The following is a 20,948-nucleotide window of genomic DNA, read 5'->3' as shown; positions in this document are numbered from 1 at the left end:
ACTCCTGTGAAGATCAAAAGATCGCTACAGATCATCAATATGCCGGTAATGCGTTTGCAGTTGATCTGCCAACACTTTAGCCCGTCCAAGGCGAATCGGCCCGCGCTCGATGTCGATCAGCAACCCCGGGCAATCCAGTGCCGGCAACGTCGACCACTCCTTCAGCCGTCCATCCGTCACCAGCAACAACCGCTGCTGTTCTGCCGGAAAACGCTTTTGCCGGGCCGTCAGCCAGCGCCCCGCCTCACCCAACGCCGCCAACATCGGCGTCCCGCCGCCGGCGCCCAATCCCTCGAGCCAGTCGCGCAGGCCCGAAGAAGCTTTCAACCCCTGCACCTGCCACTTCGGCAGATGACCGCTGGCGGTCAGCAAAGCCAGACGCGCACGCTGCCGATAAGCATCGTCGAACAGTTGCGCCAGCAAGCCCTTGGCATCGCTCAACGCCTGATGGCGCCGGGTCGAGGCCGAGGCATCGACGATCACCAGCCACAGTTCATGCGGGGTGCGGGTACGCAGATGGAACAACAGGTCATCGCGTTGACGCGGTCGGCCATTGAGCAAAGTGCCGGGCCAATTGACCGATCCGCTACGGGCGGCGTGACGCTTGCCCTGTTTACCGTGATCCAGCCGTCCTGCACGGGGTTTGGCATTCGCCCCCGCGTCTGATCGAGGGCGAATGCCTAGGGCTTTTTTGGCCAGCTCGGCACTTCACGTCGAGCACCGACCGGCAGCGCCTGGGCGGGCATTTCGCCCCACTGGCCCTGACCTTCGTTCGGGTTGGGGGTTTGCGCAGGGGATTGCTGTGGCGCTTGGGAATGTTGCGGCGCAGAGGTCGAATGCTCCCGACGACGATGACGCAAGGCAAATTCGGCGACCGCGTCGATATCTTCTTCGGCAATGGCGTTCGCACCGCGCCAGGCAGCGTGAGCCCGCGCCGCACGCAACCAGACCAGATCGGCCCGCAAGCCGTCGACGCCGGCAGCAAAGCAGCGTTCAGTGATCTGCGCCAATGCGGCATCGTCGAGCGGGATACTCGCCAGGGCCGCACGCGCCTTCTGGCAACGCTCGCGCAGTGTATGTTGCTGACTTTCCCACTCGGCGCAGAAGCCTTGCGGATCGCTGTCGAAATCCAGTCGACGACGGATGATCTGGCCGCGCTCGGCGGGTGCGGTATGGCCACTGAGGGCGACGTTCAGACCAAAACGGTCGAGCAGTTGCGGGCGCAGTTCGCCCTCTTCCGGGTTCATGGTGCCGATCAGCACAAACTTCGCCGAATGCCGATGGGAAATCCCGTCGCGCTCAATCAGGTTGGTGCCGCTGGCGGCCACGTCGAGCAGCAGGTCCACGAGGTGGTCGGGCAGCAAGTTCACTTCATCAACGTAGAGCACGCCGCCGTCGGCCTTGGCCAGTACGCCGGGAGAAAACTGTGCGCGACCTTCGCTCAGGGCTGCGTCGAGGTCGAGGGTGCCGACCAGCCGCTCTTCGGTGGCGCCCAGGGGCAAGGTGACGAATTGACCGCTGGCCAGCAGGTCCGCCAAGCCTCGGGCCAGGGTCGACTTGGCCATACCGCGCGGGCCTTCGATCAGCACACCACCGATTTTCGGGTCGATGGCGGTCAGGTACAGGGCGAGCTTCAAGTCATCGGCGCCGACCACGGCGGAGAGCGGGAAATGGGGGGTGTCGGTCATGTAGAGTTACTCATTGTGGTCGGTGGTGTGATCGTTCCCACGCTCTGCGTGGGAATGCCTCTGCGGACGCTCCGCGTTCGGCTCTTGGGACGCAGAGCGTCCCGGGCTGCATTCCCACGCAGAGCGTGGGAATGATCCGGTGATCCCGCTAACTGTCTTCTTCTATGTCCAGCAACAAATTCTCCAGCGCCTCGCGGTATTCACCTGGCTCCTGCCACATCCCCCGTTGCTGCGCTTCGAGCAGACGTTCGGTCATGTCGCGCAAGGCGTGAGGATTGTGTTCGCGGACAAAGTCCCGGGTCGCCGGATCAAGCAAATAGGCATCCGCCAGCAACGCATACTGGTGATCGTCGATCAGCTGCGTGGTGGCGTCGAAGGCAAACAGGTTATCGACCGTCGCCGCCAGTTCGAACGCGCCTTTATAGCCATGACGCTTGACCCCGTCGATCCATTTCGGATTGGCCGCCCGGGAACGGATCACCCGGTTCAGCTCTTCCTTCAATGTGCGGACCTTCGGCAAGTCCGGCTGACTGTGGTCGCCGTGATAACTGGCCGCCGCTGCACCGCTGAGGCTTTCGACGGCCGCCAGCATGCCACCCTGGAACTGGTAATAGTCGTTGGAATCGAGCAAGTCGTGCTCGCGGTTGTCCTGGTTTTGCAGCACGGCCTGCACCTGGCTCAGACGCTGGGCGAACTGCTCGCGTGCGGCGGTGCCTTCATCGGAGCCGCCGTAAGCGTAGCCGCCCCAGTTCAGGTAAACCTCGGCCAGGTCTTCGCGGCTTTGCCACAAACGACCGTCGATAGCGCCTTGTACGCCGGCACCGTAAGCACCCGGTTTGGCTCCGAAGATCCGCCAGCCGGCCTGCCGCCCGGCCGCTTCTTCATCCAGACCGGACTCCAGCAGCGCCTCGCGCTCAGAGCGAACCTTGGCCGCCAACGGGTTGAGATCCTCCGGTTCATCCAGCGCGGCGACTGCTTGCACGGCGGCGTCGAACAAACGAATCAGGTTGGCAAATGCATCGCGGAAGAATCCGGAGACGCGCAAGGTCACGTCCACCCGCGGCCGATCCAGCAGGCTCAACGGCAGAATCTCGAAGTCGTCGACCCGCTGACTGCCCGTCGCCCATACCGGCCGCACGCCCATCAAGGCCATGGCCTGGGCAATGTCGTCGCCGCCGGTGCGCATGGTCGCGGTGCCCCAGACCGACAGACCGAGCTGACGCAAGTGATCGCCATGATCCTGCAAATGTCGCTCAAGTATCAGGTTCGCGGATTGAAAACCGATGCGCCACGCCGTGGTGGTCGGCAGGTTGCGCACGTCCACCGAATAGAAATTGCGCCCGGTAGGCAACACGTCCAGCCGTCCGCGACTCGGCGCACCGCTCGGCCCGGCCGGGACGAATCGCCCGCTGAGGGCGTCCAGCAGGCCGCGCATTTCCGCCGGGCCGCAGGCGTCCAGACGCGGGGCGACGACCTCGCGCAAACTGTCGATGATCGCGCTCACGTCGGACCAATCTGCCTCCTGTGGGAGCGGGTCTAGGTGGTGAGGGGCCTTGTGGCGAGGGGGCTTGCCCCCGTTGGACTGCGCAGCAGTCCCGTTTTTTGGGGCCGCTTCGCGACCCAACGGGGGCAAGCCCCCTCGCCACAAAGGCTCGCTCCCACACGGGCCAGGCTCGGCATTCAACGTCCGCGAGATTAGTTGCGCGGCGAACAGTTCCAGACGCTCACGAGTATCCCCCGCCGTGCGCCACAGCTCATCACTGATCGACTGCAAGGCATCCGGCCGAGGACGGTTCCAAGGCTCAGCCAACACGCAATCCAGCGGATCGAAGCCCAGCTCGAACGCCTTGGCCAGTGCCCGCAGCACGCTCGATTGCGCGCCACGGCCGTCGCCGCGAGGAATGCGCAGCAAGGCCAATAAGGTATCGATGCGCAATTGCCCGGTCGGCGATTCGCCAAACACGTGCAGGCCATCGCGAATCTGCGACTCCTTCAAGTCGCACAGGTAGGTGTCCAGGCGCGGCAACCAGATCGCCGCGTCGGCATCGCTGTCGAGTTGCTCGTCCAGTTGCAGTTCACGGTCAATGTGCGTATCGCGCACCAGCTGCAAAATGTCGCGCTGCAGTTCCCGGGCGCGGCGTGGATCAAGCAACTGCGCTTCGTAATATTCGTCGGCCAGCAATTCGAGATTGCGCAGCGGGCCGTAGGTTTCGGCGCGGGTCAGCGGCGGCATCAGGTGATCGATGATCACCGCTTGCGTACGGCGCTTGGCCTGGGCGCCCTCGCCCGGGTCGTTGACGATGAACGGATAGATGTTCGGCAGCGGCCCGAGCAGCGCGTCGGGCCAGCAGTTTTCCGACAATCCGACGCCCTTGCCCGGCAGCCATTCGAGGTTGCCGTGCTTGCCGACATGGATCACGCCGTGGGCGCCATAGGTGTTGCGCAACCAGAAGTAGAACGCCAGATAACCGTGGGGCGGCACCAGGTCCGGGTCGTGATAGACCGCGCTCGGGTCAACCTGATAACCCCGCGCGGGTTGAATGCCGACGAAGGTCAGGCCGAAGCGCAATCCGGCAATCATCATTCGCCCGCCACGGAACATCGGATCGCTTTCGGGCGTGCCCCAACGTTGCAGCACCGCCTCGCGATTGGCTTCGGGCAGTGCGTTGAACATCAAAAAGTAATCATCCAGCGCCAGGCTTTGCTGGCACGGACGTTGATCGATGGTGTCCAGGTCATTGCTGACACCACCAAGCAGTTGCTGGATCAGCGCGGTGCCGCTGTCCGGCAACTCGGCCGGCAACGGATAACCTTCGGCGTACAGGGCACGCAGGATGTTCAGCGCCGCGGCCGGGGTGTCGAGACCGACGCCATTACCGATGCGCCCATCACGAGTCGGGTAGTTGGCGAGGATCAGGGCGATGCGTTTTTCGCTGTTGGGCAGCCGCGCCAGATCGATCCAGCGCCGCGCCAGTTCAGCGACAAAATCCATGCGTTCCGGTTGTGGTCGATAGCAAACCACATCGGACTGACTGCGCTCGCTGCGCCACGCCAAATCCTTGAAGCTGATCGGCCGACTGATGATTCGCCCGTCCAGCTCCGGCAGTGCGATGTGCATCGCCAAGTCACGGGGACCGAGGCCTTGCTCGCTGGCACGCCAACCGGGCTCATTGTCCTGGGCGCAGATCGCCTGAATCACCGGGATGTTGCGACGAAACGGCCGCAGGTGCGGCGCTTCAGGGCTGGACTGGGCGAAACCGGTGGTGTTCAGAATCACCCCCGCCTCGACTTCATCCAGCAAATCCTCGACCACCGCCAGGCAGCCGGGCTCTTTCAGACTGGCCAGCGCAATCGGTAACGGGTTGAGCCCCGCCACCTGCAAACGCTGGCAGAAAATATCGATGAAACCGGTGTTCGCCGCCTGCAAGTGCGAGCGGTAAAACAACACCGCCGCCACCGGTTGATCAGCCTGCCAGTCGGCTTGCCAATCCTGAAGGTGCGCGGGGCTTTTTTGCGGGTGGTAGATCGCAGTGCGCGGCAGGGTTTGCGGCTCGGACCATGGATAGTCGCGACCCAGCCAGCGACTGGCGAGGCAGCGAAACAGGTCGAGCGCATTGGCCATGCCGCCCTGACGCAGGAAGTGCCAGAGCCGGTCGCGGTCTTCGGGGGGCACGGTGCTCAGGTCGCTGAGTTCCGGGTCCGGACGATCGTCGCCCGGCACCAGAATCAGCTGCACGCCGCGCTGGGACAATTCCACCAGACGCTCGATGCCGTAACGCCAATAGGCGATGCCGCCGTGCAGTGAGATCAGAATCACCTTGGCGTGGCGCAACACCTCATCAACGTAGAGATCCACCGAGGCGTGATTCTGCACCTGCATCGGGTTAGCCAGACGCAGGCTCGGGTAATCGTCGGGCAGCTGCTGCGCCGCCTCGGCGAGCAACGCCAGACTGGAATCGCCGCTGCACAGGATCACCAGCTCGGCGGGGGTTTGTCCAAGGTCGGCAATGTTGTCATCCGACACGAAACCGCCGGGCTGGGTCCTGAGCAGGTGCATGGGTTAAACGCTGAGCGCAGCGCGCAATTGCGCTTCAAGTTGAACGGCGTCCAGCGCCTGACCGATCAACACCAGACGGGTGGTGCGTGTCTCCTCGGCGCCCCACTGACGGTCGAAGTGCTTGTCGAAACGCGTGCCCACGCCCTGAATCAACAGGCGCATCGGCTTGTTCGGCACCGCTGCGAAACCTTTGACCCGCAGGATGCCGTGCTGCACCACCAGTTGTGTCAGCGCGTCCATCAACAGGCTTTCGTCGGCTTGTGGCAGTTCGATGGAGATGGAGTCAAACGCGTCATGGTCGTGATCATGATCGTCTTCACCTTCATGGTGATGATCGTGATGGCTGTGGCGGCTGTCGATGTGTTCTTCGGAACCGGCACCGAGGCCGATCAACACGTCCAGTGGCAGGCGACCGCTGCTGGCTTCGATGACTTTCACCGCCGGCGGCAGCTCTTCGGCGACTTCCAGGCGCACGCGGGCCAGGTCTGCGGCGCTGATCAGGTCGGCCTTGTTGAGAATCACCAGGTCGGCGCTGGCCAGTTGGTCGGCGAACAGTTCGTGCAGCGGCGATTCGTGGTCCAGGTTCGGGTCGAGCTTGCGCTGGGCGTCCACTTGATCCGGGAACGCCGCGAAGGTGCCAGCCGCGACGGCCGGGCTGTCGACCACGGTGATCACCGCGTCAACGGTGCAGGCGCTGCGGATTTCCGGCCACTGGAAGGCTTGAACCAAAGGCTTTGGCAGGGCCAGGCCCGAGGTTTCGATGAGGATGTGGTCGAGATCGCCGCGGCGAGCAACCAACTCGCGCATCACCGGGAAGAACTCTTCCTGCACGGTGCAGCACAGGCAGCCGTTGGCCAATTCATAGACGCGACCGCTGGCCTCTTCTTCAGTGCAGCCGATCGAGCATTGCTTGAGGATCTCGCCGTCGATGCCCAGCTCGCCGAACTCGTTGACGATCACCGCGATGCGACGACCCTGGGCGTTGTCGAGCATGTGCCGCAGCAAGGTGGTTTTGCCCGAGCCGAGGAAGCCGGTAACGATGGTGACGGGGAGTTTGGCCAGTGTTTTCATCGGATGCCCTTTGGCAAGGTGGCGGGCATACGGGACGACAACCGGCAACGCGGGCGCGCGTGCCTGAAGAGTTCGCCACCGGATCACCCCGCCCGGTTGAAAGTGAGAATCTGTGTCGAGGCAGGTCTCCTGGCTGACGGTGCGCCGGGCGGGTCAGCCTGGCATTCGCTGCGCCTTCCCGCGAACCCGTTGCACAGGGTTTGCAGTGGCGTGGCAGCGAACATCACCGTTCACAGTTGCGGGGGCAGCCGCGGCATCGACCGCGTTCCCTTCTTAGCTTCGGCAGACGCCGAAGAACCTCGAAAGCGCAAGGCTACGCATCGTGTGGGGGCGGGTCAATGTCTTGTCGGCGAATGCGATCACCTGTGGCGAGGGGGCTTGCCTGTGGCGAGGGGGCAAGCTCCCTCGCCACAGGTATTGGGTGTCAGGTGAGAACCCTTGCCAATTGACTCCCCGCCCTCGCCCATGCTCTCCTACACGCCTTGTTACGGGTGCCCTTCACAGGGTGAAACGGGAAACCGGTGAATCATGTGCTTTACTCTAAAGCCATGTCAGTCCGGTGCTGCCCCCGCAACGGTAAGCGAGTGAAGCGTCAGATCCACTGTGCCGGTCATACGGCATGGGAAGGTGATGCTTGCAGGTTTCGGCGTTAGCCCAGCCCCTCGCGAGCCCGGAGACCGGCCCGCAACACAAAGTGACTTTTACGTTCACTGAATAACAAACCCGCGGTGGGCGGGCGCTGTTCGAAATCTCTGCGAGCCCTTGGCGTGCGGAGGTTTTTTCGCGCTCTATTCACCCGCTGACAGACCAGAGGGAAGCGCCATGTCGATCATCAGCAGCACCGGCCACGCAACGGCCAGCACCACCACAACCCTGACTCAACGCCTGACCGCCGCCGTGTGTGCGTCGATCCTTGGCGCGTGCCTTGTGTATTTCGCTGGTTTCTCGCACATCGAAGCGGTGCACAACGCCGCGCACGATACCCGTCACAGCTCCGCCTTTCCGTGCCATTGAGACCTGCTGAGATGATCAAGCGTATTGCGCAAACCGCAGGTTTCACCGGGCTGCTGGCCGCCCTGCTATTGACCCTGCTGCAAAGCTTTTGGGTCGCCCCGCTGATTTTGCAGGCCGAGACCTATGAAAAATCCGAGCCGGCCGCTGTTGAAATCCACGAGCACGCCGCGGGCGTAGTCGCTCACACCCACGATGCCGAAGCCTGGGAACCGGAAGACGGCTGGCAGCGCGTGCTGTCCACTACCGGCGGCAACCTGGTGGTAGCCGTCGGTTTCGCCTTGATGCTCGCCGGTCTCTACACCCTGCGCGCACCGACCAAAACCTCTCAGGGCCTGCTCTGGGGCCTGGCCGGTTATGCGACGTTCGTGCTGGCACCGACCCTCGGCCTGCCACCTGAGTTGCCGGGCACTGCCGCGGCTGATCTGGCGCAACGGCAAATCTGGTGGATCGGCACTGCCGCGTCCACGGCCGTCGGCATCGCGCTGATCGTGTTCAGCCGTCACTGGCTGATGAAAGTCCTTGGCGTGGCGATCCTGGCCGTGCCGCATGTGATCGGCGCACCGCAACCGGAAGTCCATTCGATGCTGGCGCCGGAAGCCCTGGAAGCGCAATTCAAAATCGCTTCGCAGCTGACCAACGTGGCGTTCTGGCTGGCCCTGGGCCTGATCAGCGCCTGGTTGTTCCGCCGCAAAAGCGATGGCCATTACAGCGCATGACTGACGTCAGCGCAGCGCCGACCCTGGTGGTCGGCCTGGGCTGCCAGCGCGGCTGCCCCGTCAGCACGCTGCGGGCGCTGCTCGATCAGGCGCTACAGGCCCATCAAATCGGGCTCAGTGAGATCAAGGCCTTGGCCAGCATCGACCTGAAGCGCGAAGAACCTGGGCTGATCGAACTGGCCGAACAGCTGGCGTTGCCGTTGATGTACTTCAGCAGCGAACAATTGGCGGCCTATCAAGCGCAACTGAGCCACCACTCGGACATCGCGTTTGAACGCACCGGTTGCTACGGCGTGGCGGAAAGCGCCGCACTGGCCCTGGCCGAACAACTGGCCCAGGCACCGGCAAAGTTGCTGATTCCACGACAAAAATACGCCCAGGCCACCCTGGCATTGGCCAGCGCCGCGTAAAATCCCCGATAATCCCCGCCCTCGATCATGAGCATTCTTCATCTGAAGCATGCCCAAGCCCTATTTCTGACAGGAAACGACGATGACCGTCTACTTCATTGGCGCCGGCCCCGGCGACCCGGAACTGATCACCGTCAAAGGCCAGCGGCTGATTCGTAGCTGCCCGGTCATCATCTATGCCGGCTCCCTGGTCCCCGCCGCCGTGCTGGAAGGCCACCGGGCCGAACAGGTGGTCAACAGCGCCGAACTGCACCTGGAACAGATCGTCGAGCTGATCAAGACCGCCCACGCCAACGGCCAGGACGTGGCCCGGGTGCACTCCGGCGACCCGAGCCTGTACGGCGCGATCGGCGAGCAGATTCGCTACTTGCGTGAACTCGACATCCCTTTCGAAATCGTTCCCGGCGTTACTGCCACCGCCGCCTGCGCGGCCCTTTTGGGTGCCGAACTGACCCTGCCGGACGTGTCACAGAGCGTGATTCTGACCCGTTACACCGACAAGACCGCGATGCCGGCTGGCGAAGAGCTGGGCAGCCTGGCGCAGCACGGAGCGACCATGGCGATCCACCTGGGGGTCAATCATCTGGAGAAGATCCTTGCCGAACTGCTGCCGCATTACGGCGCCGACTGCCCGATCGCGGTAATTCACCGGGCGACCTGGCCGGATCAGGATTGGGTGGTGGGGACGCTTGCGGACATTGCGCAGAAGGTCCAGGCCAAGGGTTTTCGCCGGACGGCGCTGATTCTGGTGGGTCGGGTGCTGGGCAGCGATCACTTCAGTGAGTCGTCGCTGTATCGCGCGGGGCATGCGCACCTCTACAGACCCTGAGATGATCATTCCCACGCTCCGCGTGGGAATGCAGCCCGAGACGCTCCGCGTCCCAAGAGCAGACGCAGAGCGTCCGTTGAGGCATTCCCACGCAGAGCGTGGGAACGATCAAAAAAAACGGCACTCACGGGTGCCGTTTTTTCGTTTCTGCAGCGAACACCTTACTTAGTAGTAGGCGTTTTCTTTCTGCGTGTGGTCGGTCACGTCACGTACACCCTTGAGCTCGGGAATGCGCTCGAGCAAGGTGCGCTCGATGCCTTCCTTCAGGGTGACGTCTGCCTGGCCGCAGCCCTGGCAACCGCCGCCGAACTTCAACACGGCGATGCCGTCTTCGACCACATCGATCAGGCTGACCTGACCGCCGTGGCTGGCCAGCCCCGGGTTGATCTCGGTTTGCAGGTAGTAGTTGATGCGCTCGTTGACCGGGCTATCGGCGTTGACCATCGGGACCTTGGCATTTGGCGCCTTGATGGTCAGTTGGCCGCCCATGCGGTCGGTGGCGTAGTCGACTACCGCATCGTCCAGAAACGCTTCGCTGAACGAGTCGATATAAGCGGTGAAGCTTTTGAGCCCCAACGCCGTGTCTTCAGGTTTTTCTTCGCCCGGCTTGCAGTAGGCAATGCAGGTTTCGGCGTACTGGGTGCCAGGCTGGGTAATAAAGACGCGGATGCCGATACCCGGGGTGTTCTGCTTGGACAGCAGATCAGCCAGGTAATCATGGGCGGCGTCGGTAATGGTAATAGCGGTCATGGAAACTCCTCGCAGGCTTGGACGCAGTTTACGCCAATCGACGCGCCGCACAAAGTCCTAGTATTTTTGTCGGGAAAGCAGCCATCAGAGATTCTCGTAGCGATTCATGTCCAGCACGCCCTCTTCCACCGGATCGGTGTCGTGGATGTATCGGCTCAGATCATGGAAATACCGCCAGAACTGCGGATGACTGCGGCGAATGCCCCAGCGCTCGACGATTTTCTCGAAACTGGCAGCGTCTTTGGCGTTTTCCATCTCGTCGACGAACGCGGGCACTTGCCCGGCCGGGATGTTGAACATGAAGTTCGGGTAGCTGCTCAGAACACCCGGATAGATCGTCAACGTGTCGAGCCCCGGCTGATAACGCAGCGACTCCCCGAGCAGGAACGCCACGTTGCTGTGGGCGCGGTTGCGCAACAGGCTGTAGACCTCGCGCTTGCCGCTTGGGGTCTCGATGCGCAACATCGTGGCTTCCGGCAACTGATCGATGACTTTCAAACCGGCGGCCGGGCGCGACGTCAGGCGGCTCAGGGCCTGTTCGGCGTTCTGCAATGCCAGATCGATGTTCGGCCGCGAGCAGTAAGCGCCGTCGCAGCGGTTGATCGGATCGGGCCTGGCATTGAGTTCGCCGTAACGGGACAGCAACTGCAAGGCGAAATCGCGTTTCGGGTCGTTTTCGTCCAGCGTCAGCGCCGTCGGCTTGTCGTTGTCGATGTCCTCGTAATCCAGCCACATCTTGAACTTGCCGCTGTTCTGGTACCAATCGTCGAGATAGCTGTCCCGTGAGCTGGCCGGCATCAGGCGCAGGAAGTTCTGCTCGGCGCCGTTGCGGATCAGGTCGAAGTACAGCCGGGTCTGGGCCTGATGGGACACGTTACCGAACACATCGAAGTTGACCGCCAACTGGTAATAGGTGCGTTCCAGCAATGGGTAATCGAACAGCCACATCGTCTGCGGCACGTCGCCGATCAGGCCCTTGGTCACCGAGGCGCTGTCGAAATGCCGAAAGATACTCAGCAGTGCGTTGTCATTGCCGGCCCACAGGGTCGACCAGCTCGGCGCCGGCAAGTCGGCATAGCTGTCCCGGCGCAGGGCCTCATATTCGTTACGTTTGTTGCGGTAGTCGTGCCACAGGCTCAGGACGCTGCCGACGTCATCGTTCTGCCCCGGCATCGCCAGCAACGGCGTAGCCTGGCCGCGATATTTCGGGTCGGTGATGTAAAGGTCATGCTCCGGAGCCTGGAACAGTGCCCAGAAGTTGTCGCGAATCACGTCGGTGGCGATCTGGCCCCGGCAGACCGGGCCGCGAATAAAGGTGCGCACGAAGTATTCGGCGTTATCGAGCATGAACTGATAGCGCGCCTGGGCCGGGATCGCCTCGAACGTGGCAAACGGATTGGCCCGCCGCTCCGGCCCGTAGCCCGGTAAGGCGTGGACCTGCCAGTTGCCGTTGTAAAACAGGCTCTTGATCCGCGCCATCTTCGCCGCGCTCAGCGGGTAGGTGATGTGGGTCTTGTGCACGATCACGCCTTGCACCGGCCACAGACGGTAATAGACCTGGGTGCCCGGGTCGTCATTCGGACGGCGGGTGTTGATCAGGTCGATGGGCTGCCCCGTCGGCGTGCGCGAACGTACCCACTGAAAGAAATGCCCCGGCTCGCCGTCCTTGAAATAGATATGGGCCAAGAACCAGTGCTCGAACAACCAGCGCCCGACCAGACTCTCCCGGGCACCCGGCGAATTCAACAGGTTTTCCCACTGCACCACTTGCAAGGCCTCCTTGGCGCTGGGCACCAGGCCCTGCTGGTCGATCGGCGCGCCGGAGGCCAGCCAGCGCTGCAGTGTCTGGTATTGCTGATCGGTCAGGCCGGTGACTGCCAGCGGCATGCCCTCTTGCGGATGGGAGCTGGCGTAGCCGTCGAACTCTGCCGGCATGGCGCACAGGTTTTCCCGGTTCAGGCCCAGGACGATGTCTTCCGGTAGCTTGGCATTGGGTTGCAACGGGGTTTTGTGCCCCAGCTCAAGCATCCGCGCCATCAGTGCCGCCTGACTGCCTTGGGCGTCGAGCACCGAGTAGAAGCCCTTTTGCTGCCATGCACGTTTGCCGAAGGCGTCGTAAAACAACCGGGTCGGCGCGGCGGCCTTGCTGCGTTCGCCATCATAGACCGGCGCCTTCGTCGCGCCTCGGGCCGCCCCTTCGCCGCTGCCCAGGTTGAGCTGACAAGCGGAGTCGTAGCAGGCATGGCAGGCCACGCACTTTTCGGTGAAGATCGGTTGAATGTCGCGAACGTAGGAAATGTCCGGACCTTGCGCAGCGGCGCCCCCGCTTAAAAACAGCATCAATAGGCTGGTGACGACGCGATACGACATATCCCTGGTCCTGATCATGAGAAAACGCCGCGATTCTACCGGTCTGGCCTGCGCACCAACATGAGCGATATTCATGCAAAACCGGCACATGCTCCAAAAGCACGCAGGTTTGTTATTATCCCGGCCCTTCGTCATGGCCTTACCGAGTAGTCCAAATGTCCGATCGCAGCGTTCGCCTTCAAGCTCTCAAGCACGCCCTCAAAGAGCGCATCCTGATTCTCGACGGCGGCATGGGGACAATGATCCAGAGCTACAAGCTCGAGGAACAGGATTACCGTGGCAAACGCTTCGCCGACTGGCCGAGCGATGTCAAAGGCAACAACGACTTGTTGGTACTGACCCGCCCGGACGTGATTGGTGGCATCGAGAAAGCCTACCTGGATGCCGGCGCCGACATTCTGGAAACCAACACCTTCAACGCCACCCGGATTTCCATGGCCGATTACGGCATGGAAGAACTGGCCTACGAACTGAACGTAGAAGGGGCACGCCTGGCCCGCAAGATTGCCGATGCGAAAACCCTCGAGAACCCGGACAAGCCGCGTTTCGTCGCCGGCGTGCTCGGCCCGACCAGCCGTACCTGCTCGCTGTCGCCTGACGTGAACAACCCCGGCTACCGCAACGTGACCTTCGATGAACTGGTGGAAAACTACACCGAGGCCACCAAAGGCCTGATCGAAGGCGGCGCCGACCTGATCCTGATCGAAACCATTTTCGACACCCTCAACGCCAAAGCGGCGATCTTCGCCGTGCAAGGGGTTTACGAAGAGCTGGGCGTCGAGCTGCCGATCATGATTTCCGGCACCATCACCGACGCCTCCGGCCGCACCCTATCCGGCCAGACCACCGAAGCGTTCTGGAACTCCGTGGCCCACGCCAAGCCGATTTCCGTCGGCCTGAACTGCGCCCTCGGCGCCCGCGAATTGCGCCCGTACCTGGAAGAGCTGTCGAACAAGGCCGGCACCCACGTGTCGGCGCACCCGAACGCCGGCCTGCCGAACGAATTCGGCGAGTACGACGAACTGCCAGCGGAAACCGCCAAGGTCATCGAAGAGTTCGCCCAAAGCGGCTTCCTCAACATCGTCGGCGGCTGCTGCGGCACCACACCGGGCCACATCGAAGCCATCGCCAAAGCGGTAGCCGGTTACGCCCCGCGTGAAATTCCGGATATTCCCAAGGCCTGCCGCCTGTCGGGTCTGGAACCCTTCACCATCGATCGCAGTTCGCTGTTCGTCAACGTCGGCGAGCGGACCAACATCACCGGTTCCGCCAAGTTCGCCCGACTGATCCGTGAAGACAACTACACCGAAGCCCTGGAAGTCGCCCTGCAGCAGGTCGAAGCCGGCGCCCAGGTGATCGACATCAACATGGACGAAGGGATGCTCGATTCGAAGAAGGCCATGGTGACCTTCCTCAATCTGATTGCCGGTGAACCGGACATCTCCCGCGTACCGATCATGATCGACTCCTCCAAGTGGGAAGTGATCGAAGCCGGCCTCAAGTGCATCCAGGGCAAGGGCATCGTCAACTCCATCAGCATGAAGGAAGGTGTCGAGCAGTTCATTCACCACGCCAAACTGTGCAAGCGCTACGGCGCCGCGGTGGTGGTGATGGCCTTCGATGAAGCCGGCCAGGCCGACACCGAAGCGCGCAAGAAAGAAATCTGCAAACGCTCCTACGACATTCTGGTCAACGAAGTCGACTTCCCGCCGGAAGACATCATCTTCGACCCGAACATCTTCGCCGTGGCCACCGGTATCGAAGAACACAACAACTATGCTGTGGACTTCATCAATGCCTGTGCCTACATCCGCGACGAACTGCCGTACGCCCTAAGCTCCGGCGGTGTGTCCAACGTGTCGTTCTCGTTCCGTGGCAACAACCCGGTGCGCGAGGCTATCCACTCGGTGTTCCTGCTGTATGCGATCCGCAACGGCCTGACCATGGGCATCGTCAACGCCGGCCAACTGGAGATCTACGACCAGATCCCGGTGGAGCTGCGCGATGCCGTTGAAGACGTGATCCTCAACCGCACCCCGGAAGGCACCGACGCCCTCCTCGCCATCGCCGACAAGTACAAGGGTGACGGCAGCGTCAAGGAAGCCGAGACCGAAGAGTGGCGCAACTGGGACGTCAACAAGCGTCTGGAGCATGCCTTGGTCAAGGGCATCACCACGCACATTGTTGAAGATACTGAAGAATCGCGGTTGTCGTTCGCGCGCCCGATCGAAGTCATCGAAGGCCCGCTGATGTCCGGCATGAACATCGTCGGCGACCTGTTCGGCGCCGGCAAAATGTTCCTGCCGCAGGTGGTGAAATCTGCCCGCGTAATGAAGCAGGCCGTGGCCCACTTGATCCCGTTCATCGAACTGGAGAAAGGCGACAAACCGGAAGCCAAGGGCAAGATCCTGATGGCGACGGTAAAAGGCGACGTGCACGACATCGGCAAGAACATCGTCGGCGTGGTGTTGGGCTGTAACGGCTACGACATCGTCGACCTCGGCGTGATGGTCCCGGCAGAAAAAATCCTGCAAGTGGCCAAGGAGCAGAAGTGCGACATCATCGGCCTGTCCGGCCTGATCACGCCTTCGCTGGATGAAATGGTTCACGTGGCCCGCGAGATGCAGCGTCAGGACTTCTATCTTCCGCTGATGATCGGTGGCGCGACCACCTCCAAGGCGCACACGGCGGTGAAGATCGAGCCCAAGTACAGCAACGACGCAGTGATCTACGTCACCGACGCCTCCCGCGCCGTGGGCGTGGCGACGCAGTTGTTGTCCAAGGAACTGAAAGCCGGTTTCGTCGAGAAGACCCGCCTGGAATACATCGACGTTCGCGAGCGCACCGCCAACCGCAGCGCCCGCACCGAGCGCCTGAGCTACCCGGCGGCCATCGCCAAGAAACCGCAGTTCGACTGGGCCAACTATGAGCCGGTCAAACCGACGTTCACCGGTGCCAAGGTGCTGGACAACATCGACCTGAAGGTTTTGGCCGAATACATCGACTGGACACCGTTTTTCATCTCCTGGGACCTGGCCGGCAAGTTCCCGCGCATCCTGCAGGATGAAGTGGTCGGTGAAGCCGCCACCGCGTTGTACGCCGATGCCCAGGAAATGCTTGCCAAGCTGATCGACGAGAAGCTGATCAGCGCCCGTGCCGTGTTCGGTTTCTGGCCGGCCAACCAGGTGCGCGACGACGACATCGAAGTCTACGGCGATGACGGCAAGCCATTGGCCAAGCTGCATCACTTGCGTCAGCAAATCATCAAGACCGACAGTAAGCCGAACTTCTCCCTGGCCGACTTCGTCGCGCCGAAGGACAGCGGCGTGACCGACTACGTGGGTGGTTTCATCACCACCGCCGGGATCGGCGCCGAAGAAGTGGCCAAGGCTTATCAGGAAGCGGGCGACGACTACAACTCGATCATGGTCAAGGCGTTGGCCGACCGTCTGGCCGAGGCGTGCGCCGAGTGGCTGCACCAGCAAGTGCGTAAAGACTACTGGGGCTACGCCAAGGACGAGACGCTGGACAACGAGGCGCTGATCAAAGAGCAATACACCGGCATCCGCCCTGCTCCGGGCTACCCGGCGTGCCCGGATCACACCGAGAAAGCCACACTGTTCAAGCTGCTGGACCCGGAAGCTGAAGAACTCAAGGCCGGCCGCAGCGGCGTGTTCCTCACCGAGCACTACGCCATGTTCCCGGCGGCAGCGGTCAGCGGCTGGTACTTCGCTCACCCGCAGGCGCAGTATTTCGCCGTGGGCAAGATCGACAAGGATCAGGTGCAGAGCTACACCTCGCGCAAAGGCCAGGAGTTGAGCGTGACCGAGCGTTGGCTGGCGCCTAACCTGGGTTACGACAACTAACCGCCTTCCCCTTTGTGGCGAGGGAGCTTGCTCCCGTTGGACTGCGTAGCAGTCCCATTTTTGGGGCCGCTTCGCGACCCAACGGGAGCAAGCCCCCTCGCCACAAAGGCTCGCTCCCACAGAGTTCGTGCCTGTTGTCTATGCTTGCCTCATACACATTCGTGACGAGGGATATATGGACGATCCAGTCGACAACAATAACAACAAACCGCCGACCTTCTGGCAGATGCTGCACAGCGTCATGGCGGCGGCATTCGGGGTGCAGAGCGGGAAAAACCGGGCCCGGGATTTCACCCACGGCAAACCCAGTCATTTTGTGATTCTGGGGATTCTGTTCACGGTGGTGTTCGCCCTGACGCTGTTCGGCATCGTCAAACTGGTGCTGCACCTAGCCGGGATCTGAGCCGGCTCAGTGCATCAGGGTTTGCAGGCTGAATGGGTAGCGATACGACGTCGGTCGTCCCTTGGCCGAGAGCTTTTGAAAATCCACGCCGTAATCCTGAGTGGCACTCATGCCCAGCAGTCGCCGGGCTTGCGCGTGATCGATCAACTGCAACACTGGAATCTGCCGGTCGCGCCCACCGTACTGGCTGACGTCCACGCCCTGATCGTAATCATGCAACTGCACCATGGCCCAACCGCCAATACTGAAGTGCCCGCCCAACAGCGCGCTCAATCGGCCATCCAGCAGCGCCTGCAAGGCGGCCGGGGAATTGTTGACGGCGCTGAACAGCACGTCCTTGCCGGGCTGGCCACCCGTTTCGGTGTACGCCTGCATGGCGCCGAAGGCCATTTCATCGTTGGCCGACCAGACCAGCGAGGTTTGCGGGTAACGCTTGAACAGTAACCTGGCTTGTTCGTAGGCGCGCTGACGGTTCCAGCCGCCATAGACCACTTGGCGCAAACGCACTTCAGGGTGTTCGGCCAAGGCCCGCATCATGCCCTTCTCCCGCAGTTGCGCGGCCGGCGTGATTTTCAGACCGGAAAAGGCCACCAGGTCAATGACCTGGCCGGGCTCGACCGGGCGATGCAGGCGAATCAGCTCCTTGAGCATCAGGTAGCCGCCCTCCTCATCGTTGGTCACCAGGCTGCCCAGCAAGTCGGGATACTTGCCCGGCTGGGCACTGAGCAGGCGCATCTGGTCCGCGGTCAGGCCGTTGTTGACCAAAAACAGCTTCACGCCGCTGCCCTGAGCCAGGCGCATGATTTCGGGCGCGACGTACAGTTCGTTGACGAACACCAGATAGTCCGGCCGATCCGACCCTTGCAGGGCTTCGCGGGCTTGCTTGAGCGTGGTTTCAGCGTTTCGTTCGGAATAGAGGATGTGCAAGTCCATGCCCAGGTTCCTGGCCGCGGCCTGCATGAACTGCGAGTAACTGACCCAGAACGCCTCTTGGCTGGTCCCGGGATTGAGGAACAATACGGACGCCGCCTGGGCACACGGCCCCAGGACCGCACCAAGCGCCAGCACTACACCGCAAAAGAACTTCAACATTGATCGTCCGAGCCCCCGAAAATCCGCCGCGCATTATAGCCAGCGAAGTCCCTTGAAACGGCGCTTATTCCGGCTTTTTGTCCAACAATCGTCGGTACCGGGCCCGGACGGGGTCGTTTATTGATGGCTGACCCAGAATACCGCTGTACCCACGACCAGGATGATCAGGAACAAAATCGCCCAGGCATCGACCGTGCTATCGCTTTTCCTTGCTTTGGTTGGATTGCTCATTGCATCGCCTCTTGTCGGTTTTATCGGTGATTGCATGAAGACTCGAGCACAGTTAAGACGATGATTGCCCGCACCACAAATGAGGGTTTTACCACCACGAATTCCATTAGTCGTTTTGGTTCTTTGCATATACTCAAACATCACTTTTGCGCATAACTGCAAACTGGTATCTTGCGTCGGCTCCGTTGGGAGTGCGCGGCCGTGCGCGCAGAATTGCCGAGGCAGAATCGGATGAAAGCTTGCGAAAACGCAGCTATATCCGACCGGCCCAAGCCTGAGAACAGGACTTATATGTACGTATACGACGAGTACGATCAGCGGATCATCGAGGACCGCGTCAAGCAGTTCCGTGATCAGACCCGACGCTATCTGGCAGGCGAGCTGAGCGAAGAAGAATTCCGCCCCCTGCGCCTGCAAAATGGCCTTTATATCCAGCGCTTTGCCCCGATGCTGCGGGTGGCGGTGCCTTATGGCCAACTCACTTCGCGCCAGACGCGAATGATGGCCAAGGTTGCCCGGGACTATGACAAGGGCTACGCCCACATCAGTACCCGGCAGAACGTGCAGTTCAACTGGCCAGCCGTGGAAGACATCCCGGACATCCTGGCTGAGCTGGCGACCGTGCAGATGCACGCAATCCAGACCAGCGGCAACTGCCTGCGCAACGTCACCACCGATCAGTTCGCCGGTGTCGCCGCCGACGAGTTGATCGATCCGCGGCCATGGTGCGAAATCGTCCGTCAGTGGACCACGTTCCACCCGGAATTCGCCTACCTGCCGCGTAAATTCAAAATCGCCATCAACGGTTCGACGTCCGACCGTGCGGCCATCGAAGTCCATGACATCGGTCTCGAGCCGGTGCACAACGCCGCGGGCGAACTGGGCTTCCGTGTGCTGGTCGGTGGCGGCCTGGGCCGTACTCCGGTGGTGGGCGCGTTCATCAACGAATTCCTGCCGTGGCAGGACCTGTTGAGCTACCTCGACGCCATTCTGCGGGTCTACAACCGCTACGGCCGTCGCGACAACAAGTACAAGGCGCGGATCAAGATTCTGGTCAAGGCCCTGACACCTGAAGTGTTCGCGCAAAAAGTCGACGCGGAAATGGAACACCTTCGCGGTGGCCAGACCACGCTGACCGAGGCCGAAGTGCATCGCGTGGCCAAACACTTTGTCGATCCGGACTACAAGGCTCTGGAAAACCAGACAGCCGAACTGGCCGAGCTCGACAAACAGCACCCGGGCTTCGCCCGCTGGCGCACCCGTAACACCCTGGCGCACAAAAAGCCGGGTTACGTTGCCGTGACGCTGTCCCTGAAACCGACCGGCGTTGCACCGGGCGACATCACCGACAAGCAGCTCGATGCCGTTGCCGACCTCGCCGACCGTTACAGCTTCGGTCAGCTGCGCACCTCCCACGAGCAGAACATCATTCTGGCCGATGTCGAGCAGAGCCAGTTGTTCGCGATGTGGGGCGAGTTGCGCGAGCAAGGTTTCGCCACACCGAACATCGGTTTGCTGACCGACATCATCTGCTGCCCGGGCGGCGACTTCTGCTCCCTGGCCAACGCCAAGTCGATCCCGATCGCCGAATCGATCCAGCGCCGTTTCGACGACCTGGACTACCTGTTCGACATCGGTGAGCTGGACCTGAACATCTCTGGCTGCATGAACGCCTGTGGTCACCACCACGTCGGCCACATCGGCATTCTCGGAGTGGACAAGAAAGGCGAAGAGTTCTACCAGGTGTCCCTGGGTGGCAGCGCCAGTCGCGATGCGAGCCTGGGCAAGATCCTCGGCCCGTCCTTCGCCCAGGAAGCCATGCCTGATGTGATCGAGAAGCTGATCGACGTGTACATCGAACAACGTACCGAAGACGAGCGCTTCATCGACACTTATCAGCGTATCGGCATCGACCTCTTCAAGGAGCGCGTCTATGCAGCGAATAATTAAGAACAACGAAGTCGTCGACGAAACCTGGCACCTGTTGCCGAAAGATTTCAACATCGACGAGATCAGCAACTGCGACGACCTGATCGTCCCGTTGCACATGTGGCGCGAACACAGCCGCATGCTCATGGCCCGTGATGGCGGCCTGGGTGTGTGGCTGGATGCCGACGAAGAAGCCGAAGAAATCGGTGACGACGTGGCGAACTTCCAGGTCATCGCCCTGAACTTCCCGGCCTTCACCGATGGTCGCAATTACTCCAACGCCCGTCTGCTGCGTGACCGCTATGGTTTCAAAGGCGAACTGCGGGCAATTGGCGATGTGCTGCGCGACCAGCTGTTCTACATGCACCGCTGCGGTTTCGATGCGTTTGCCATTCGCGCCGATAAAGACCCCTACGAAGCCCTTGAAGGCCTCAAGGACTTCTCGGTGACCTATCAGGCCGCCACAGACGAGCCGCTGCCGCTGTTCCGTCGCCGTTGATCGTCACACCTTGAACCCCTTGC

The 20,948-nt window shown here is 61.7% G+C and carries 15 protein-coding genes and 2 riboswitches; of the genes, 8 read left to right on the top strand and 7 right to left on the bottom strand.

Features of this window, described 5'->3' with window-relative positions; genetic code table 11:
* Nucleotides 1-24: 24 nt before the first annotated feature.
* From AC1RO5_RS01250 to cobW, 4 genes are all read right to left on the bottom strand, one after another.
* On the bottom strand, nucleotides 25-561 hold the full coding sequence (locus AC1RO5_RS01250) for a vWA domain-containing protein (RefSeq protein WP_493172018.1): 537 nt from the start codon (nucleotides 559-561) through the stop codon (nucleotides 25-27).
* Nucleotides 562-680: 119 nt separating this feature from the next.
* Nucleotides 681-1,688 carry a magnesium chelatase ATPase subunit I gene (locus AC1RO5_RS01245; protein ID WP_493172016.1) on the bottom strand — a complete coding sequence of 336 codons (1,008 nt, stop codon included), beginning with the start codon at nucleotides 1,686-1,688 and terminating at the stop codon, nucleotides 681-683.
* Between the two features lie 148 nt (nucleotides 1,689-1,836).
* Nucleotides 1,837-5,745 (bottom strand): cobaltochelatase subunit CobN, encoded by a 3,909-nt coding sequence (gene cobN / locus AC1RO5_RS01240; protein WP_493172013.1) that lies wholly within the window; start codon nucleotides 5,743-5,745, stop codon nucleotides 1,837-1,839.
* 3 nt (nucleotides 5,746-5,748) lie between these two features.
* On the bottom strand, nucleotides 5,749-6,816 hold the full coding sequence (gene cobW / locus AC1RO5_RS01235) for a cobalamin biosynthesis protein CobW (protein ID WP_493172011.1): 1,068 nt from the start codon (nucleotides 6,814-6,816) through the stop codon (nucleotides 5,749-5,751).
* A gap of 102 nt (nucleotides 6,817-6,918) precedes the next feature.
* Nucleotides 6,919-7,133: riboswitch (cobalamin riboswitch) on the bottom strand.
* Nucleotides 7,134-7,288: 155 nt separating this feature from the next.
* Nucleotides 7,289-7,516, top strand: a riboswitch (cobalamin riboswitch).
* A gap of 122 nt (nucleotides 7,517-7,638) precedes the next feature.
* Here cobW and AC1RO5_RS01230 point away from each other — a divergent pair.
* From AC1RO5_RS01230 to cobM, 4 genes are all read left to right on the top strand, one after another.
* Complete coding sequence (locus AC1RO5_RS01230) at nucleotides 7,639-7,830, top strand: CbtB domain-containing protein (RefSeq protein ID WP_019649183.1); 192 nt, start codon at nucleotides 7,639-7,641, stop codon at nucleotides 7,828-7,830.
* An 11-nt stretch (nucleotides 7,831-7,841) separates the two neighbouring features.
* On the top strand, nucleotides 7,842-8,546 hold the full coding sequence (locus tag AC1RO5_RS01225; RefSeq protein WP_493172009.1) for a CbtA family protein: 705 nt from the start codon (nucleotides 7,842-7,844) through the stop codon (nucleotides 8,544-8,546).
* Nucleotides 8,543-8,956 (top strand): cobalamin biosynthesis protein, encoded by a 414-nt coding sequence (locus AC1RO5_RS01220; protein WP_007941755.1) that lies wholly within the window; start codon nucleotides 8,543-8,545, stop codon nucleotides 8,954-8,956. The genes AC1RO5_RS01225 and AC1RO5_RS01220 overlap by 4 nt, the downstream gene beginning before the upstream one ends.
* Before the next feature lie 82 nt (nucleotides 8,957-9,038).
* Entirely contained in the window at nucleotides 9,039-9,785 is a 747-nt protein-coding gene (gene cobM / locus AC1RO5_RS01215; protein WP_493172007.1) for a precorrin-4 C(11)-methyltransferase, read from the top strand.
* 165 nt (nucleotides 9,786-9,950) lie between these two features.
* Here the strand turns inward: cobM and nfuA are convergent, their stop codons facing one another.
* Nucleotides 9,951-10,535 carry a Fe-S biogenesis protein NfuA gene (gene nfuA / locus AC1RO5_RS01210; protein WP_007946504.1) on the bottom strand — a complete coding sequence of 195 codons (585 nt, stop codon included), beginning with the start codon at nucleotides 10,533-10,535 and terminating at the stop codon, nucleotides 9,951-9,953.
* An 84-nt stretch (nucleotides 10,536-10,619) separates the two neighbouring features.
* A complete protein-coding gene (locus AC1RO5_RS01205) occupies nucleotides 10,620-12,905 on the bottom strand; it encodes a fatty acid cis/trans isomerase (protein ID WP_493172005.1) in 2,286 nt (761 codons plus the stop codon).
* 155 nt (nucleotides 12,906-13,060) lie between these two features.
* Here AC1RO5_RS01205 and metH point away from each other — a divergent pair, with 155 nt between their 5' ends.
* Nucleotides 13,061-16,771 carry a methionine synthase gene (gene metH / locus AC1RO5_RS01200; protein ID WP_493172003.1) on the top strand — a complete coding sequence of 1,237 codons (3,711 nt, stop codon included), beginning with the start codon at nucleotides 13,061-13,063 and terminating at the stop codon, nucleotides 16,769-16,771.
* Nucleotides 16,772-16,946: 175 nt separating this feature from the next.
* Nucleotides 16,947-17,174 (top strand): DUF2970 domain-containing protein, encoded by a 228-nt coding sequence (locus AC1RO5_RS01195; protein WP_493172001.1) that lies wholly within the window; start codon nucleotides 16,947-16,949, stop codon nucleotides 17,172-17,174.
* Nucleotides 17,175-17,180: 6 nt separating this feature from the next.
* Here the strand turns inward: AC1RO5_RS01195 and AC1RO5_RS01190 are convergent, their stop codons facing one another.
* The gene (locus AC1RO5_RS01190; protein ID WP_493171999.1) at nucleotides 17,181-18,266 is read right to left on the bottom strand and encodes an ABC transporter substrate-binding protein; all 1,086 of its coding nucleotides are present in this window, start codon (nucleotides 18,264-18,266) and stop codon (nucleotides 17,181-17,183) included.
* A gap of 522 nt (nucleotides 18,267-18,788) precedes the next feature.
* Here AC1RO5_RS01190 and AC1RO5_RS01185 point away from each other — a divergent pair.
* Together AC1RO5_RS01185 and AC1RO5_RS01180 are read left to right on the top strand one after the other, a co-directional pair.
* Nucleotides 18,789-20,447: a nitrite/sulfite reductase gene (locus AC1RO5_RS01185; RefSeq protein WP_019649190.1), complete on the top strand. Its 1,659-nt coding sequence runs from the start codon at nucleotides 18,789-18,791 to the stop codon at nucleotides 20,445-20,447.
* Nucleotides 20,431-20,925 (top strand): DUF934 domain-containing protein, encoded by a 495-nt coding sequence (locus AC1RO5_RS01180; protein ID WP_018927639.1) that lies wholly within the window; start codon nucleotides 20,431-20,433, stop codon nucleotides 20,923-20,925. The genes AC1RO5_RS01185 and AC1RO5_RS01180 overlap by 17 nt, the downstream gene beginning before the upstream one ends.
* The last annotated feature ends 23 nt before the right edge of the window (nucleotides 20,926-20,948 follow it).

The sequence above is a fragment of the Pseudomonas sp. GW822-FHT02G04 genome (assembly GCF_058802085.1).
The sequence above is the reverse complement of the archived record's forward strand: the minus strand, read 5'-3'. Positions and strand labels throughout refer to the sequence as shown.